Source organism: Pseudomonas sp. RIT623, assembly GCF_004519305.1.
In the GTDB taxonomy this organism is placed as follows: Bacteria; Pseudomonadota; Gammaproteobacteria; order Pseudomonadales; family Pseudomonadaceae; genus Aquipseudomonas.
The window spans coordinates 34081-50622 of sequence record NZ_SOZA01000013.1 but is presented as its reverse complement, the minus strand read 5'-3'; the positions used below and the strand labels follow the sequence as shown (position 1 = coordinate 50622).

Here is a 16542-nt window from a genome sequence, read left to right as displayed (position 1 = left end):
ATGCTGGAAACAGTCGTAGTTGTTTTTCATCTGTTGGCGGCGCTGTCACTGGTAGTTATGGTGCTGTTGCAACAGGGTAAAGGTGCGGAAGCAGGTGCATCTTTCGGCGCAGGTGCTTCAAATACTGTGTTCGGAAGCCAAGGTTCCGCTACCTTTTTGAGTAAAGTTACTGCTATACTTGCTGCCACTTTCTTTTTGACTGCACTTGGGTTAGGATACTTCGCCAAGCAGCAGGCTCACCAGCTGACTCAAGCTGGTCTGCCAGATCCAGCAGTGCTGGAAGTCAAAGAGTCAAAGCCGGCAGTCAATGATGATGTACCGGTGCTCCAGCAGCAGAAGAGCGAAACCACCAACACTGGTGACGTACCTCCTCCGGCCAAAGAGCAGCAGTAACGGGTTTCAAGAAGTAGTATTGCCGAGGTGGTGGAATTGGTAGACACGCAACCTTGAGGTGGTTGTGCCCATAGGGTGTAGGGGTTCGAGTCCCCTTCTCGGTACCAATTGAAGCATGAGAGCCCGCTTTAGCGGGCTTTCTTGCAGGTGGAGGTTGGATTGACCCTGCACAGGGTTCGGTCTTATACTTTCGCCCCAGCTTTGTCGCGGGGTGGAGCAGCTTGGTAGCTCGTCGGGCTCATAACCCGAAGGTCGTTGGTTCAAATCCAGCCCCCGCAACCAGCTTCAGCAGAGCCCCTTTTCAGGGGCTTTTTGCTAGCCGACAGTTTTCGGCGCCGTTGTCCAACGGCGCTTTCAGGGATGGGCGCTTCGCCCATTTTTTATTTGCACAGCATGCACGAGGGGGTTCAGGTGTCGAGCAAGCTAGAACAGTTGCAGGCCTTGTTGGCCCCGGTGGTCGAGGGTCTGGGCTATCAGTGCTGGGGGATCGAATACGTTTCCCAGGGTAAGCATTCGGTACTGCGCATCTACATCGACAAGGATGGCGGCATCCTGGTGGAGGACTGCGAAGCGGTCAGCCGTCAGGCCAGCGCCATTCTCGACGTGGAAGATCCGATCAGCAGTGAATACACCCTCGAAGTTTCTTCGCCTGGCATGGATCGCCCACTGTTCACTCTGGAACAGTTTGCCTCGCATGCCGGCGAACAAGTGAAGATCAAGCTGCGTTCACCCTTCGAGGGTCGTCGTAACTTCCAGGGCCTTCTCCGTGGTGTGGAGGAGCAGGATGTGGTGGTCCAGGTGGACAACCAGGAGTTCCTGCTGCCGATCGACTCGATCGACAAGGCCAATATTATTCCCAGTTTTGACTGAGACGTGCCGGGCCCGGCGGATGTTCCGGGGCCAATGGCTTGCGCAAGGCGAGGCGTACGATGAGCAAAGAAGTACTGCTGGTTGTTGAATCGGTATCCAACGAGAAAGGTGTACCGCCAGGCGTCATTTTCGAAGCGCTGGAAGTGGCCTTGGCCACTGCAACCAAAAAACGTTTTGAGGACGAAGTCGACCTGCGTGTGGAAATCAACCGCCACACCGGTAGCTACGAGACCTTCCGCCGCTGGACCGTGGTCGACGAAAACGACCTGGACGATCCGGCGATCGAGACCTGGCTGGAAAAGATCCAGGACACGCACCCGGACGCCAAGGTCGGTGACGTGATCGAAGAGAAGATCGAGTCGATCGAATTCGGCCGCATCGCCGCCCAGACCGCCAAGCAGGTCATCGTGCAGAAGGTCCGCGAGGCCGAGCGCGCCCAGGTGGTCGACGCCTACCGCGAGCGTGTCGGCGAGATCATCTCCGGCACCGTGAAGAAAGTCACCCGCGACAACGTCATCGTCGACCTGGGCAACAACGCCGAGGCGTTGCTGGCCCGCGAAGACATCATTCCCCGTGAGACCTTCCGGGTCGGCGTGCGCCTGCGCGCGCTGCTCAAGGAAATCCGTACCGAGAACCGCGGCCCACAGCTGATCCTGTCGCGCACTGCGCCGCAGATGCTGATCGAGCTGTTCCGCATCGAAGTGCCGGAAATCGCCGAAGGCCTCATCGAAGTCATGGCCGCCTCCCGTGATCCGGGTTCGCGTGCCAAGATCGCCGTCCGCTCCAAGGACAAGCGCATCGACCCGCAAGGTGCCTGCATCGGCATGCGCGGTTCGCGCGTCCAGGCCGTATCCGGCGAGCTGGGTGGCGAGCGTGTGGATATCGTCCTGTGGGACGAGAACCCGGCGCAGTTCGTCATCAACGCCATGTCGCCGGCAGAGGTTGCCGCGATCATCGTTGATGAAGATGCCCATGCGATGGACATCGCCGTGGCCGAGGACAACCTGGCCCAGGCCATCGGACGTGGCGGCCAGAACGTCCGTCTGGCCAGCCAGCTGACTGCATGGACCCTGAACGTGATGACCGAGAAGGACATCCAGGCCAAGCAACAGGCTGAGACAGGCGACATCCTGCGTAACTTCATCGAGGAACTGGAAGTCGACGAAGAGCTGGCACAGGTGCTGGTCGACGAAGGCTTCACCAGCCTCGAAGAAATTGCTTACGTACCGTTGGAAGAAATGCTCAACATCGATGGCTTTGACGAGGACATCGTCAATGAGCTGCGCGCTCGTGCCAAGGACCGTTTGTTGACCAAAGCCATCGCTACCGAAGAAAAACTGGCAGACGCCCATCCGGCCGAAGACCTGCTCTCCCTCGAGGGCATGGACAAGGACCTGGCGGCGGAACTGGCGGTGCGCGGCGTGGTTAACCGCGAAGACCTGGCCGAGCAGTCGATTGACGACCTGCTCGACATCGACGGCATCGACGAAGAGCGTGCCGGCAAGTTGATCATGGCCGCCCGAGCCCACTGGTTCGAGTAATTAGGCGCGGCCTGAGGAGAGAAGTGCATGACGCAAGTCACGGTGAAAGAACTGGCCCAAGAGGTCGAGGCACCGGTAGAGCGCCTGCTGCAGCAGATGCGTGAGGCAGGTCTGCCGCACACCGACGCCGGTCAGGTAGTGACCGATAATGAGAAGCAGACCCTGCTGACCCATTTGAAGAGCAGCCACAAGAGCAAGGCGGAAGAGCCGCGCAAGATCACCTTGCAGCGCAAGACCACCAGCACTCTGCGTGTCGCCGGTAGCAAGAGCATCAGCGTAGAAGTACGCAAGAAGAAAGTCTTCGTGCAGCGCAGCCCGGAAGAGATCCAGGCTGAGCAGAAGCGTGAGCAGGAAGAGCGCCGCGCCGCTGAAAACGCCGCGCGCGAGAAGGTCGAGGCCGAAGTGCGCCAGCGCAACGAGGAGCAAGCTCGCCGTCAGGCCGCCGAAGCCCCGGCTGCGGCACCTGCGCCCAAGGCTGAACCTGCCCCTGTCGCTGCCCCGGTAGTGGCCAATGCGCCGGTGTCCGAAGACGCCGCCGCGCGTGCTGCCGAGCGCAAGAAAGACGAGACCCGTCGCAACGAAAGCCGTACCCGTGATGACGATCGTCGCGGTGGTGGCCCAGCGGCTGCCGGCCGTGGCGATGCGCCGCGCATGTCGGTCAAGGTCAAGGTCAAGGAGAAGGAAAAGGCTCCGACCCCTCGCGCCGCGCCCCGTACCACCGACGAAGAAAGCGATGGCTTCCGTCGTGGTCGCGGTGGCAAGGGCAAGGGCAAGAAGCGTAATGCGCATGGCTTCCAGAGCCCGACTGGTCCGGTCATTCGTGACGTGACCATCGGCGAGACCATCACCGTCTCGGAACTGGCGCAACAGATGTCGGTCAAGGCCGCTGAAGTCGTCAAGTTCATGTTCAAGCTGGGCACCCCGGTCACCATCAACCAGGTGCTCGACCAGGAGACCGCGCAGCTGGTCGCCGAAGAGCTGGGCCACAAGGTCACCCTGGTCAGCGACACCGCCCTGGAAGACTCCCTGGCCGAATCGCTGAAGTTCGAAGGCGAGACCACCTCGCGTGCGCCGGTCGTGACCGTCATGGGCCACGTCGACCACGGCAAGACCTCGCTGCTCGACTACATCCGTCGTGCCAAGGTGGCCGCTGGCGAAGCCGGTGGTATCACCCAGCACATCGGTGCCTACCACGTCGAAACCGACCGTGGCATGGTCACCTTCCTCGACACCCCAGGCCACGCTGCGTTTACCCAGATGCGTGCCCGTGGTGCCAAGGCCACCGACATCGTCATCCTGGTGGTGGCGGCGGACGACGGCGTGATGCCGCAGACCCGCGAAGCCGTGCAGCATGCCAAGGCAGCTGGCGTACCGCTGGTGGTAGCCGTGAACAAGATCGACAAGCCAGGTGCAGACCTCGATCGCATCCGTAACGAGCTGTCCGTCGAAGGCGTGACCTCCGAGGAATGGGGTGGTGACACGCCGTTCGTCAAGGTTTCGGCGAAGATGGGTACCGGTGTCGACGAGTTGCTCGAAGCTGTCCTGCTGCAGGCCGAGATCCTCGAACTCAAGGCCACCCCGACCGCTCCAGGTCGTGGCGTGGTGGTCGAGTCGCGTCTGGACAAGGGCCGTGGCCCGGTGGCGACCATCCTGGTTCAGGACGGTACCCTGCGTCAGGGCGACATGGTCCTGGTCGGCTCCAACTATGGCCGCGTGCGCGCCATGCTCGACGAGAACGGCAAGCCTGTGAAGGAAGCTGGCCCGTCGATTCCGGTCGAGATCCTCGGCCTGGATGGCACCCCGGATGCTGGTGAAGAGATGTCGGTGGTTGCCGACGAGAAGAAAGCGCGTGAAGTGGCGCTGTTCCGTCAAGGCAAGTTCCGTGAGGTCAAGCTGGCCCGTGCTCACGCCGGCAAGCTGGAAAACATCTTCGAGACCATGGGGCAGGAAGAGAAGAAGACCCTCAACATCGTCCTCAAGACCGACGTGCGCGGTTCGCTCGAGGCGCTGCAAGGCTCGCTCGGCGGCCTGGGCAACGACGAAGTTCAGGTGCGCGTCATCGGTGGCGGCGTTGGTGGTATCACCGAAAGCGACGCCAACCTGGCGCTGGCTTCGAATGCAGTACTGTTCGGCTTCAACGTGCGTGCCGATGCCGGCGCGCGCAAGATCGTCGAGCAGGAAGGTCTGGATATGCGTTACTACAACGTGATCTACGACATCATCGAAGACGTCAAGAAGGCCCTGACCGGCATGCTCGGCAGCGATGTTCGCGAGAACATCCTGGGTGTCGCCGAAGTGCGTGATGTATTCCGTTCGCCGAAGTTCGGCGCCATCGCTGGCTGTATGGTCATCGAGGGTACCGTGTACCGTAACCGTCCGATCCGCGTATTGCGCGACGACGTGGTGATCTTCGAAGGCGAGCTGGAATCGCTGCGTCGCTTCAAGGACGACGCCGCCGAAGTGCGTAACGGCATGGAGTGCGGTATTGGCGTCAAGAGCTACAACGACGTCAAGGTCGGCGACAAGATCGAAGTCTTCGAGAAAGTCCAGGTGGCTCGTACCCTGTAAGGGCCGAGCGTGGTGCAGGCCCCGCCCCAGGGCGGTCGCCGGCACCTCTGAAGGTAGCGCCCGGTCAGGCTTTTCGCTTGACCGGGCGTTTGCCGCTTTAAGATACAGGTAGCAAGAATGGCAAAAGAATACAGCCGTACCCAACGTATCGGTGATCAGATGCAGCGTGAGCTGGCCGAGCTGATCCGCCGCGAAGTCAAAGACCCGCGCGTCGGCCTGGTGACCATCACCGCCGTCGACGTCAGCCGTGACCTGGGCCACGCCAAGGTGTACATCACCGTGATGGGCCAGGACGGTACCGACGCCGTGCCGCAGACCCTCAAGGCCCTCAACAGCGCCGCGAGCTTCCTGCGCCTGCACCTTGGCCGCGTCATGCAGTTGCGCAGCGTGCCACAGCTGCATTTCCACTTCGATGAGAGCGTCAGCCGTGGTGTCCACCTGTCGGCGCTGATCGAACGTGCGGTGGCAGAAGACCGCCTGCACAAGGATGCCGACGAGCCGGACACCAAGGAGTAAGCGGTGGCCCAGGTCAAACGTATCCGCCGCAACGTCAGTGGCATCATCCTGCTCGACAAGCCGCTGGGGTTCACCTCCAACGCCGCCCTGCAGAAAGTCCGTTGGCTGCTCAATGCCGAGAAGGCCGGCCACACCGGCAGCCTCGACCCCTTGGCCAGCGGCGTGCTGCCGCTGTGCTTCGGCGAGGCGACCAAGTTCTCCCAGTACTTGCTCGATTCCGACAAGGGCTACGAAACGGTCATGCAGATGGGGCAGACTACGACCACGGCGGATGCCGAAGGCGAAGTGCTGCAAACCCGTGAGGTGACCGTTGGTCGTGCCGACATCGAAGCGGTGATTCCGCGTTTTCGTGGCGAAATCAAGCAGGTACCGCCGATGTACTCGGCTCTCAAGCGCGATGGCCAGCCGTTGTACAAACTGGCGCGTGCAGGAGAGGTAGTGGAGCGCGAGGCGCGTTCTGTTACTATTGGCCGCCTGGAGTTGCTCGAGTGCGAAGGCACCCGTGCGCGCCTGTCGGTTGGTTGCAGCAAAGGCACCTATATCCGCACCCTGGTGGAGGATATCGGTGAGGCGTTGGGTTGTGGTGCCTACGTTGCCGAACTGCGCCGGACCCAGGCCGGGCCCTTCGCGCTGGCACAGACCGTGACGCTCGAGGAACTCGAACAGGCCCACGCCGAAGGTGGCAACGAAGCGCTCGATCGCTTCCTGATGCCCTCGGACAGCGGCCTGCAGGATTGGCCCCTGGTGGTGCTTTCCGAGCACAGCGCGTTCTACTGGCTGCATGGTCAGGCGGTACGCGCCCCGGATGCGCCACAGTTCGGCATGGTCCGGGTGCAGGATCACAACGCCCGCTTCATCGGTATCGGTGAGGTGAGCGAGGACGGGCGCATTGCGCCGCGTCGACTGATTCGGTCGGAATGACCGGAACCATCGGTGCAGGCTTCGGCTGAAACCGGCGGACTCGAGGGTGGCTGTTATTAGGCACGGTCACACCTCTTCTTATTAATACGGGGACTTGTCCCTGGCCTATTGGAGACCGTTCGCGGGATCCGTTTATCAGGAGAAGCCAAATGGCCCTCAGCGTCGAAGAAAAAGCCCAGATCGTTGCAGACTATCAGCAAGCCGCCGGCGACACCGGTAGCCCGGAAGTACAGGTTGCTCTGCTGACCTTCAACATCAACAAGCTGCAAGGCCACTTCAAGGCCAACGAAAAAGACCACCACTCCCGTCGTGGTCTGATCCGTATGGTCAACCAGCGTCGTAAGCTGCTGGACTACCTGAAGGGCAAGGACACCACTCGTTACAGCGCCCTGATCGGTCGCCTGGGCCTGCGTCGCTAATAGCGGCCTGGCCAGTGGTGTTGCATGGCGTGTCGCATTCCTCGGCAAGGCTGCCTGGCAGCCCTGCCGTTGGACACGCCGCGCGATCTGCGAGGTTGGCAGCCTGGTCTGCCGAGCGGTTCATCCGCCCGGCGCCAGGCTCCCAGCCTCGTGTTGTATCTGGACGGTCGATGGGGCCGATTCCCCGTGCTGCCCAAGAATTCGCAAGAACCAGTTCCCCCAAGAGCCACTGAAAAAGGTAGGAAACCGTGAACCCGGTAATCAAGACGTTCCAGTTCGGTCAATCGACCGTTACTCTCGAAACGGGCCGCATTGCCCGTCAGGCCACCGGCGCCGTGCTGGTCACCGTCGACAACGATGTCACCGTGCTGGTGACCGTGGTCGGTGCCAAGCAAGCCGACCCGGGCAAGGGCTTCTTCCCGCTGTCCGTGCACTACCAGGAAAAAACCTACGCCGCCGGCAAGATCCCTGGTGGTTTCTTCAAGCGTGAAGGCCGTCCTTCCGAGAAGGAAACCCTGACCTCGCGTCTGATCGACCGTCCGATCCGCCCGCTGTTCCCAGAAGGCTTCATGAACGAAGTGCAGGTTGTCTGCACCGTCGTCTCCACCAGCAAGAAGACCGATCCGGACATCGCTGCGATGATCGGTACCTCGGCTGCCCTGGCCATCTCCGGCATTCCGTTCGAAGGCCCGATCGGCGCTGCCCGCGTCGCCTTCCACGAAAGCACCGGCTACCTGCTGAACCCGACCTACGAGCAACTGGCTGCCTCGAGCCTGGACATGGTCGTCGCCGGTACCGAATCCGCCGTACTGATGGTTGAATCGGAAGCCCAAGAGCTGACCGAAGACCAGATGCTGGGCGCCGTCCTGTTCGCCCACGACGAATTCCAGGCCGTCATCAAGGCGGTCAAGGAGCTGGCTGCCGAAGCCGCCAAGCCGACCTGGGACTGGAAACCTGCCGTTGCCAACACCGAGCTGTTCAACGCCATCCGCGCCGAGTTCGGTGAAGCGGTGTCGCAGGGCTACACCATCACCGTCAAGGCCGACCGCTACGCGCGCCTGGGCGAACTGCGCGACCAGGCCGTTGCCAAGTTCTCCGGCGAGGAAGGCCAGCCATCGGCTGGTGAAGTCAAAGACATCTTCGGCGAAATCGAATACCGCACCGTTCGCGAAAACATCGTCAACGGCAAGCCGCGTATCGACGGTCGTGACACCAAGACCGTGCGTCCGCTGAACATCGAAGTCGGCGTTCTGCCCAAGACCCACGGTTCGGCCCTGTTCACCCGTGGCGAAACCCAGGCCCTGGTCGTCGCGACCCTGGGTACCGCCCGTGACGCCCAGCTGCTGGATACCCTCGAAGGCGAGAAGAAAGACCCCTTCATGCTGCACTACAACTTCCCGCCGTTCTCGGTGGGCGAGTGTGGTCGCATGGGCGGTGCTGGTCGTCGTGAAATCGGCCACGGCCGTCTGGCCCGCCGTTCGGTCCAGGCCATGCTGCCGGCCGCCGACGTGTTCCCGTACACCATCCGCGTGGTCTCGGAAATCACCGAATCCAACGGCTCCAGCTCCATGGCTTCGGTCTGCGGCGCTTCGCTGGCCCTGATGGACGCCGGTGTACCGATGAAAGCTCCGGTTGCCGGTATCGCCATGGGCCTGGTCAAGGAAGGTGACAAGTTCGCCGTCCTGACCGACATCCTCGGTGACGAAGACCACCTGGGCGACATGGACTTCAAGGTAGCTGGTACCGCCAAGGGCGTTACCGCGCTGCAGATGGACATCAAGATCAACGGCATCACCGAAGAGATCATGGAAATCGCCCTGGGCCAGGCCCTGGAAGCGCGCCTGAACATCCTCGGCCAGATGAACCAGATCATCGGCGAATCGCGTACCGAGCTGTCGGCCAACGCCCCGACCATGATCGCGATGAAGATCGACACCGACAAGATCCGTGACGTCATCGGCAAAGGCGGCGCCACCATCCGCGCCATCTGCGAAGAGACCAAGGCCTCGATCGACATCGAAGACGACGGTTCGATCAAGATCTTCGGCGAGACCAAGGAAGCGGCAGATGCTGCCAAGCAGCGCATCCTGGGCATCACCGCCGAGGCCGAAATCGGCAAGATCTACGTCGGCAAGGTCGAGCGCATCGTCGATTTCGGTGCTTTCGTCAACATCCTGCCGGGCAAGGACGGCCTGGTGCACATCTCCATGCTGAGCGATGCTCGCGTCGAGAAAGTCACCGACGTGCTGAAGGAAGGCCAGGAAGTCGAAGTGCTGGTACTGGACGTGGACAACCGCGGCCGTATCAAGCTGTCGATCAAGGATGTTGCCGCTGCCAAGGCATCGGGCGTCTAAGCCCTGAGTGGCTGGAAAAAGGACCCTTCGGGGTCCTTTTTTTTGGCCTGCCGCGGCCCCCGGAGGGCTGGCGAAGCAGGCGGCGCGACGATTGGTTCGCCGGCAAGCCGGCTCCTACGGGGTTTTGGCCTTGCATCTTGCATTCAGGTTTGCGCCGCAGCTTGCAAAATGCACGACGCCAAGCATTTTGGTTTTCTTCTAACTTATTGATTTATAAGGAATCAAGCGAAACGGAAAAACTGGCACAACCCCTGCAACATCACTCCTACCTGACGCCAGGAACCAAGGCGCAGACCTTTCGAAAAACAGGAGTGACTCACATGAAGAAGTTCGCCATTGCTGCCGCTACTGCTACCGCTCTGACCCTGACCATGGCCAACGCAGCTTTCGCTGCTCAGTCCACCCAGGCCCCGATGACGCTTGCGGCCGGTGAGGTGACCAAAGCCAAGGAAGCGACTTCCGACACCTGGATCACCACCAAGGTGAAGGCTGACCTGATGACCGAGAAAGGCGTGCCAGGCAGTGACATCAAAGTCGAAACCAACAAGGGTGTAGTGTCGCTATCCTCGGACGTGGCCATCACCGATGCGCAGAAAGAGATGGCAGTGGCCATCGCCAAGAAGATCAAGGGCGTGCAGGCCGTCTCGGCGGATGGCTTGAAGTCCGAATAAGGAATGTCCCGTCGGCCAAAAGGAGTTGGCCACCCCTTCAAGCAAAAGCCCCGGCCATCGCCGGGGCTTTTCTATTGGCGTTCAGGAAGGCGGCTTCAACTCACCGGGTTTCGGGCGATTACATCGCTCTCGAAGCACACCTGCTCTTCGATCAGCGGTTCCACCAGGGGGCGACTGTCGCGAAAATGCGCGGTCCGGGTATGCGCCTCGTACGCTTCATCGTCTTGGTAGATCTCGTACAGGTAGATGACATCGGCATTCTCCCGGTCCTGCGAGACATCGAATACCAGGCAACCCGGCTCGGTGGCGACCGATGCCGCGGCGTTGGTATTGATGGCTGCCAGGAAGGCATCCGCGGTACCGGGTTTCACGCGCGTCTTGATAAATAGGCAGTACACATGACGCTCCTTTTGTTTTAAATTATGTTGTGAATTGTATACAAAAAAGGAGCCGCGCTCATGTCCGATCTACCTGCCCGCCCAGGCCGCCTCAATGGCCTGCGGCACATCGCCCTGCTGGTCCCCAACCTGGAGGAGTGCGAGCGCTTCTACGTGGATGTGCTGGGCATGGAAGTGCTAAACCGTGCCAACGAAGACCTGGTCTACCTGACCTGCGGCAATGACAACCTGTCGCTCGGGCGCGGCGCAGGCGCGGCCAACGGGCTGCAGACCCTGGATCACTATGGCTTCATTGTCGACAGCGTCGAGGAACTGGAGGCTTGGTACCAGTACTTCAAGGCCCGTGGCGTGACCTTGCTGGATCGTCCGTTCAACCATGGCGATGGCGCGCGCAGCTTCCATTTGCTGGATCCGGCGGGGAACAAGGTGCAGCCGCTGTATCACCCGGCGGTGTCGGGGCAGCGGCTGGTCTGAAGGCTGTACGCCGTAGGAGCCAGCAAGCTGGCTCCTACGAGTCAAGGCAGAGCAGAAGCTTACTCTGCATCCAGGTGCATTGGCGTTACCACGCGCCCGTCACTTTCGGCCTGACCGAGATTGGTGTCGATGAAGTACACCCGGTCATCTTCCAACTGCCCCTTGTCCACCAGGTAATCCTTGATGCTGCTGGCACGCTCCTGGCCGAGGTTGCGCAGCAACACGGCGCTCTCCGCCCAGGACTTGATCACCGCCTCGCGCAGCTTGGCGGTGCGCTCGTCGCGGCCGAGCTTTTCCCACTCGGCAGGCGGCTGCTGCTTGAGGCGGTTGCGGTAGATGCCTTCGAGCATCGGCGGTTTGTCGCTGTCGTCGACCACCAGCAACGATGCGTTGGCCGGAACCTTGTCGCCACGGCGCTGCAGGATCTTGTACCAGGTGGCCTGGTATTCGCGCTCCAGCCGTTGCTGGGCGATCAACGGGCCGTCGCTACTCTGTGCCGCGGTGCCTTCGATCTCCAGGCGCAGCTCAGGGCGCTCCTTGAGCGCCGAAGCCAACTTGTCGAGGGACGATTGCACCTCGGGAGTCAGGTCGCTGGAGCCGGCGGCGAACGAGACGTTGCCCAGGTCCTCGGAACCACCGCCCGAGACCAACCCGCCAAGCAGCTTGAACGGCGCCTGGGCCGCGCGCAGCACCAGGTTGCGCAGGGTCTGCCAGACAATCGGCATCACGCTGAACTGCGGGTTGTTGAGGTCGCCCGATACCGGCAGCTCGATGGAGATCTTGCCTTCGGTGTCCTTGAGCAGGGCCACCGCCAGGCGGATCGGCAGGTCCACCGCGTCCGGGCTGTCGACCTTCTCACCCAACTGCAACTGTTCGACCACCACCTTGTTCTCGGCCTTGAGCTGGCCGTTGGTGATCAGGTAGTGCAGGTCGAGGTTCAGGCGGCCCTTGCGGATACGGAAGCCCGCGAACTTGCCGGAGTAGGGCGTCAGGGTGGTCAGTTCGACGCGCTTGAAGCTGGTGGCGATATCGAGGCTGGCCATCGGGTCGAACGGATTGAGCGCTCCCTTGATGGTCACCGGCGCATAGCGGTCGACCTTGCCCTTGATATCTACCTTGGCCGGCATCGGCTTGCGGTTGTCGATGGTGCCGATCTGGCCGTTGAGTTGTTGCACGGCGGTGGCGAAGTTAGGCGTCAGGGTCAGGTCGGCGAAGTTGGCCGAGCCGTCGTTGATGCTGATCTGGCCGATACGGATACCCAGTTCCTTGCCGCTGCCGGCGGCAGCCGGTTTGCTCGCGGCCGGTGCAGGCTTGCCGGCGGGCTGTGGGATCAGCAGGTCGTCGACGTTGGTGGTGCGGTCTTCGTTGATGATGAAGCGCGCATAGGGCTGCAGCAGGGTCACCTTGTCGATCGACAGGGCGTCGCCGTGCACGTATGCCAGGCCGTCGACGTTGACCTGCTGCCATTTGACGAAGTCGCGGTTCTTGATGGTATCCAGGGTATGCAACTGGTTGGCCTGGGCCTTGCCGGTGATGCTGAAGGCCAGCGGCTCGGTGCTCTTGAGGTCGACCTTTAGGTCGCTGGAGAGCATGCCGCTGCGCAACTCGAGGCGGACGAACGGGCTGATGTAGGCCTGGGCCACGCGCAGGTCGATGTCGCGGGTGGCGACGTCGAGCTTGGCGGTCACCGGCGCCAGATTGACTTGGCCGGCAGCTTGCAGCTTGCCCTGCTTGCCCACCCCGGTGTCGAGCTTGAGGGTAAAGGGCGACTGGTTGAGGCTGTCGAAGTTCTGCAAGTCGAGGTTCAGTGGGCCGACATCCAGCGCCACCGGTTCCTTCTGGCTACGGTCGGCCAGGTGCACCAGGTAGTTGCGCGCCTGTACGTCCTTGAGCAGCACCTGCCAGGGCTTGCTTGGCGTGGCGGCGGCTTTTTCCCTGTCGCTCGGTTCGGCAGTGGCCGGTTCGGCCTTTTCCTTGGCGGCGGCCTTGTCTGGCTGGCTGGCGAACAGCTTTTGCCAGTCGAGCTGGCCGTCTTTCTCCAGGGCGGCCCAGGTCTCGAGCTTTTCACTGCGAATCTTGCCGACCGTGACCAACTGCTTGGCCAGGTCGATGGAGGTCTCGCTCACTTCGAGGCTGGCCAGGCGCGCCAGCGGGCGGCCGTCCGGCGCCTTGATGGCGAAGGGCGCGACCCGCACCGAGGTGTTGTCCAGCAGCAGCTCGGTTTCCTTGGCCAGGTTGAGCTTGTAGTGGGTTTCTAGGCTGACCTTGCCGTCTTCCAGCACCAGCGGCACGGCATCGCGCACATAGGGCCAGAACAGCTTCATCTGGCCATCGCTGATCTTCAGCGTGCCTTGCGAGGCGATCGGCGTCAGGCTCAAGGTGCCGCTCCAGTCGATACGCCCGCCTGCCGGGCCATTGGCCACCAGGGTCATGTCGGCATTGTCGTCTGGCAGGGTGCTGAGGTTCTTCAGCTCCAGGTTCATCGAGTCGTAGAGGAACTCGATGGGCTCGCTCGGGCGCAGGTCCTCGAAGTGCAGGTAGCCTTCGTTGAGCTTGATGCTGGCGATGCGTACCGGGAACGGATCGCTGGGTGGCTCGTCGGCTTTCGGTTCGCTTGGCGGCAGCTTGAACAGCTGCGCCAGGTTGAGGCTGCCGTCCTTGGCGAACAGCAACTCGGTGCGCGGCTTGTCCAACTCTACGGCGTCCAGGCGCAGGGCCTTGGTCCATAGGCTGTCCAGCGACAGGTTGGCGTACAGGCGCTCGAAGCCGACCTGCTCCTTGCCGGGCTCGCCGATCTGCAGGCCCCAGAGCGTCAGCTCGAGGCTGAACGGGTTGAGCTCGATGCGTTGCAGGTGCGCAGGCACCGTGGCGTATTGCGCCAATTGCTGGTTGGCGATGCGCAGGGCGACGCCAGGGAGAATGAGAAAGCCGAGCAGGCTGTACAGGGCCACGAGGGCCAGCAGGGCGCCGAGGGCGCGGGTCAATCCTTTGGGCATGTGTCGCTTCGTCTGTATCAGGCTGGAGTGCTTGGAGTATGGCACGTTAAATCGGTTCCGATGAACGGACCAAAATACCTCATTCGACGCTCATGCGCCGCCTGGCGCGCTGCGCCGAGCCATTGCGCATGGCCCAGCGCAGCATCGGCGCGGTATTGCTCAGGCCCAGGCGGATCATGCGCCGCTCGAGCGCGCCCTGGTGCAAGCCGAGCATTGCGCTGGCCCAGTCCGGCAGCAGGTCGATGCCGGCCTTGAGCATCAGCTTGCCCACTGGCTCGGCGAGGCGGCTGGGGGCCGGGGCCTTGAGCAGGATATCGACCACCTCCAGGCTGCGCGCATCGCACTGCAACTGCGGGCGCATGCGCCGCAGGTAGGCATCCACCTCGGCACAGGAGCGAGGCACGTCGCGCGCGCCCAGGCGTTCGGCGATCAGGGCGATCTCGTTGTAGTAGGCGTCCTGCGCGCTACGCGCCAGACCAGGGTTGCGGTAGCGCAGGTGGGCGGCGAGGAAGCTGCTGACTTCGGCCACATGCACCCAGGTCAGCAGGTCGGGGTCGCTGGCGGCGTAGGGGCGGCCATCGGCCGCGGTGCCGACCACCTTGAGGTGGATGGTGCGGACCTTGTCGATCAGCCACTCGGCGTCACGGGTCGAACCAAAGGTGGTGCCGGAGATGAACTGGCTGGTGCGGCGCAGGCGGCCGAGCAGGTCCTGGCGAAAGTTCGAATGGTCCCAGACCCCGGCCAGGGCCAGCGGATGCAGCAGTTGCAGCATCAGCGCGCTGATTCCGCCCACCAGCATGCTGGGGAAGTCGCCATGCACCTGCCAGCTGATGCTTTGCGGGCCGAACAGGCCGGGATCGCCCTTGGGCGACTCCAGGTCGAGCTGGCCGAGGGCCAGCCCGGTGAGGCTCATGACTTGGGTTTCGATGCGGCGACGCAAGGCTTCCATGGCGACCTGTGCTGGCCGCCATGGCGGCCGTCTATGGGGTTGGGCAATTGTCGTCCAGTCGGGCACTGCCCGGGCTGGTGGGCGCGTGCGTTTCGAACGCGCCGCCCTGCACATGATAAACCGTGGGCTCCTCGGAAAAATATGGTGTCAGGTGGGCCATGAAGACCTGGTGGTCTTCACTGGCCTCGAAACCCGGCGCGTGGTCCTCCAGTGTTTGCCATTGCACGATCAGGTTGAATTGATGGGGGCTCTCGATCCCTTGCGCGAGCATATGGCTGACGTGGCCCTTGGCTCGTCTGAGCAACGGGGCGACCTCGGCGAATGCGTGCGCGAAGGTATCGACGTGGGTCGGACGGATGGGAAGCAGGGCAATTTCGTAGATCATGGCGGTCCTTGAAGTCGAAAAGGGTGACTGGCGCTTCAAGCGCTGGCGGGATCGGCCATGGGCGCGACCGCAATGGCGATCTTCCCTTGCAGGCCATTGTTGGCGCTTTGTAGCCGGGCATGGGCGCGGGGAACCTCGGCGAGGGTGTAGACGGCGCCCACGTGTGGCTTTAGTTGCCCGCGCTCGACCAGCGCGCTCAACTCGTCGAGCTTGCCGCGGTGCTGCCGGGTGAAGACGAAGTGGTAACTCGCGTTGCGGCCCCAGGCCTGGATCAGGTTCTGCGGTTGCGCGATGTCCACGATCGACACCACGCGCCCCAGTTGCGCCAGGACGTCCGGGCTGCGTGCCAGGGTATCGCCACCAATGGTGTCGAAGACCACGTCGACGCCTTGGCCGGCCGTTTCCCGCAGGACGACATCGACATAATCCTGATGCTCATAGTCGATGACCACGTCCGCGCCCATTTGCCGCACGAATTCGGCATTGTCCTCGCGCACGGTGGTGAACACCCTGGCGCCCATGGCCTTGGCCAGCTGGATCGCCACGTGGCCGACACCGCCTGCGCCGCCGTGAACCAGAATGCGCTCGCCCACCCTGAGCGCCGCACGTACTACCAGAGCCTCCCAGGCAGTACCGCCGACCAGGCTAAGGCTGGCGGCCTGCAGATGGCTCAGCGAAGGCGGTTTCAGGCCGATGATGCCTTCGGCGGCGACGTGGTACTCGGCATAGCTGCCCGCCCCATCGAAGATCTGCGGCGTGTACCACACCTCGTCGCCCGGACTGAACGCGGTCACACCTGGCCCGACGGCTTCGACGACGCCGGAAACGTCGTGCCCGGTAATGGCTGGGAGGGGCACCAGGTCAGGGTAGTCGCCACGCCGAACCTGGTAATCCAGGGGGTTGATGGAAGTGGCATGTACCCGGACCAGTACCTGTCCGGCCTGCGCCACCGGTTTGGCGACATCGCGATAGGCGAACGCGTCCGGGCCGCCAAAAGAATCCAGTATCAACGCTTTCATGGTGTTTTCTCGCTTCGATAAAAAGGGATATCGGGAAATATCGATACATAAAGTGAAATGAAGTTGCT

General features: G+C 62.2%; 15 protein-coding genes and 2 tRNA genes. 12 read left to right on the top strand and 5 right to left on the bottom strand.

Annotated features, from left to right (window positions below):
- The 11 genes from secG to E3U47_RS11535 all read left to right on the top strand — a co-directional run bounded on the left by secG (position 1) and on the right by E3U47_RS11535 (position 10253).
- Positions 1-393, top strand: a complete 393-nt coding sequence (secG, locus tag E3U47_RS11585) for a preprotein translocase subunit SecG (RefSeq protein ID WP_134691576.1) — start codon at positions 1-3, stop codon at positions 391-393.
- A gap of 21 nt (positions 394-414) precedes the next feature.
- Positions 415-500 (top strand) — tRNA-Leu (locus E3U47_RS11580).
- Positions 501-598: 98 nt separating this feature from the next.
- A tRNA-Met gene (locus E3U47_RS11575) sits at positions 599-675 on the top strand.
- Positions 676-804: 129 nt separating this feature from the next.
- Complete coding sequence (rimP, locus tag E3U47_RS11570; protein WP_167659473.1) at positions 805-1263, top strand: ribosome maturation factor RimP; 459 nt, start codon at positions 805-807, stop codon at positions 1261-1263.
- A gap of 59 nt (positions 1264-1322) precedes the next feature.
- Complete coding sequence (nusA, locus tag E3U47_RS11565) at positions 1323-2804, top strand: transcription termination factor NusA (protein ID WP_134691574.1); 1482 nt, start codon at positions 1323-1325, stop codon at positions 2802-2804.
- 27 nt (positions 2805-2831) lie between these two features.
- The gene (gene infB, locus E3U47_RS11560; protein ID WP_134691573.1) at positions 2832-5372 is read left to right on the top strand and encodes a translation initiation factor IF-2; all 2541 of its coding nucleotides are present in this window, start codon (positions 2832-2834) and stop codon (positions 5370-5372) included.
- Between the two features lie 117 nt (positions 5373-5489).
- A complete protein-coding gene (gene rbfA / locus E3U47_RS11555; protein ID WP_134691572.1) occupies positions 5490-5888 on the top strand; it encodes a 30S ribosome-binding factor RbfA in 399 nt (132 codons plus the stop codon).
- A gap of 3 nt (positions 5889-5891) precedes the next feature.
- Entirely contained in the window at positions 5892-6809 is a 918-nt protein-coding gene (gene truB, locus E3U47_RS11550) for a tRNA pseudouridine(55) synthase TruB (RefSeq protein ID WP_134691571.1), read from the top strand.
- 149 nt (positions 6810-6958) lie between these two features.
- Positions 6959-7228, top strand: a complete 270-nt coding sequence (gene rpsO / locus E3U47_RS11545; RefSeq protein ID WP_023629335.1) for a 30S ribosomal protein S15 — start codon at positions 6959-6961, stop codon at positions 7226-7228.
- Positions 7229-7476: 248 nt separating this feature from the next.
- Positions 7477-9582 carry a polyribonucleotide nucleotidyltransferase gene (gene pnp / locus E3U47_RS11540; protein ID WP_134691570.1) on the top strand — a complete coding sequence of 702 codons (2106 nt, stop codon included), beginning with the start codon at positions 7477-7479 and terminating at the stop codon, positions 9580-9582.
- A gap of 320 nt (positions 9583-9902) precedes the next feature.
- A complete protein-coding gene (locus tag E3U47_RS11535) occupies positions 9903-10253 on the top strand; it encodes a BON domain-containing protein (RefSeq protein WP_028691248.1) in 351 nt (116 codons plus the stop codon).
- Positions 10254-10348: 95 nt separating this feature from the next.
- On the opposite strand, the gene E3U47_RS11530 is transcribed toward E3U47_RS11535, so the two are convergent.
- The gene (locus E3U47_RS11530) at positions 10349-10651 is read right to left on the bottom strand and encodes a putative quinol monooxygenase (RefSeq protein WP_134691569.1); all 303 of its coding nucleotides are present in this window, start codon (positions 10649-10651) and stop codon (positions 10349-10351) included.
- A gap of 60 nt (positions 10652-10711) precedes the next feature.
- Here E3U47_RS11530 and E3U47_RS11525 point away from each other — a divergent pair, with 60 nt between their 5' ends.
- Positions 10712-11125: a VOC family protein gene (locus E3U47_RS11525; RefSeq protein ID WP_134691568.1), complete on the top strand. Its 414-nt coding sequence runs from the start codon at positions 10712-10714 to the stop codon at positions 11123-11125.
- Positions 11126-11184: 59 nt separating this feature from the next.
- On the opposite strand, the gene E3U47_RS11520 is transcribed toward E3U47_RS11525, so the two are convergent.
- The 4 genes from E3U47_RS11520 to E3U47_RS11505 all read right to left on the bottom strand — a co-directional run bounded on the left by E3U47_RS11520 (position 11185) and on the right by E3U47_RS11505 (position 16474).
- Positions 11185-14121 carry a DUF748 domain-containing protein gene (locus E3U47_RS11520; RefSeq protein ID WP_134691567.1) on the bottom strand — a complete coding sequence of 979 codons (2937 nt, stop codon included), beginning with the start codon at positions 14119-14121 and terminating at the stop codon, positions 11185-11187.
- A 79-nt stretch (positions 14122-14200) separates the two neighbouring features.
- A complete protein-coding gene (locus tag E3U47_RS11515; RefSeq protein ID WP_134691566.1) occupies positions 14201-15070 on the bottom strand; it encodes an oxygenase MpaB family protein in 870 nt (289 codons plus the stop codon).
- A 31-nt stretch (positions 15071-15101) separates the two neighbouring features.
- Positions 15102-15455, bottom strand: coding sequence for an antibiotic biosynthesis monooxygenase (locus tag E3U47_RS11510; protein ID WP_134691565.1), 354 nt, complete (start codon positions 15453-15455; stop codon positions 15102-15104).
- 35 nt (positions 15456-15490) lie between these two features.
- Positions 15491-16474: a zinc-dependent alcohol dehydrogenase family protein gene (locus tag E3U47_RS11505; RefSeq protein WP_134691564.1), complete on the bottom strand. Its 984-nt coding sequence runs from the start codon at positions 16472-16474 to the stop codon at positions 15491-15493.
- Positions 16475-16542: the final 68 nt, after the last annotated feature.

What these genes read in the sequence shown, in the direction of transcription:
- secG (WP_134691576.1), top strand. Translation starts at nt 1, where the DNA reads ATGCTGGAAACAGTCGTAGTTGTTTTTCATCTGTTGGCGGCGCTGTCA.
- E3U47_RS11515 (WP_134691566.1), bottom strand. Translation starts at nt 15,070, where the DNA reads ATGGAAGCCTTGCGTCGCCGCATCGAAACCCAAGTCATGAGCCTCACC.
- nusA (WP_134691574.1), top strand. Translation starts at nt 1,323, where the DNA reads ATGAGCAAAGAAGTACTGCTGGTTGTTGAATCGGTATCCAACGAGAAA.
- rpsO (WP_023629335.1), top strand. Translation starts at nt 6,959, where the DNA reads ATGGCCCTCAGCGTCGAAGAAAAAGCCCAGATCGTTGCAGACTATCAG.
- E3U47_RS11505 (WP_134691564.1), bottom strand. Translation starts at nt 16,474, where the DNA reads ATGAAAGCGTTGATACTGGATTCTTTTGGCGGCCCGGACGCGTTCGCC.
- rbfA (WP_134691572.1), top strand. Translation starts at nt 5,490, where the DNA reads ATGGCAAAAGAATACAGCCGTACCCAACGTATCGGTGATCAGATGCAG.
- E3U47_RS11510 (WP_134691565.1), bottom strand. Translation starts at nt 15,455, where the DNA reads ATGATCTACGAAATTGCCCTGCTTCCCATCCGTCCGACCCACGTCGAT.
- infB (WP_134691573.1), top strand. Translation starts at nt 2,832, where the DNA reads ATGACGCAAGTCACGGTGAAAGAACTGGCCCAAGAGGTCGAGGCACCG.
- E3U47_RS11520 (WP_134691567.1), bottom strand. Translation starts at nt 14,121, where the DNA reads ATGCCCAAAGGATTGACCCGCGCCCTCGGCGCCCTGCTGGCCCTCGTG.
- E3U47_RS11525 (WP_134691568.1), top strand. Translation starts at nt 10,712, where the DNA reads ATGTCCGATCTACCTGCCCGCCCAGGCCGCCTCAATGGCCTGCGGCAC.
- E3U47_RS11535 (WP_028691248.1), top strand. Translation starts at nt 9,903, where the DNA reads ATGAAGAAGTTCGCCATTGCTGCCGCTACTGCTACCGCTCTGACCCTG.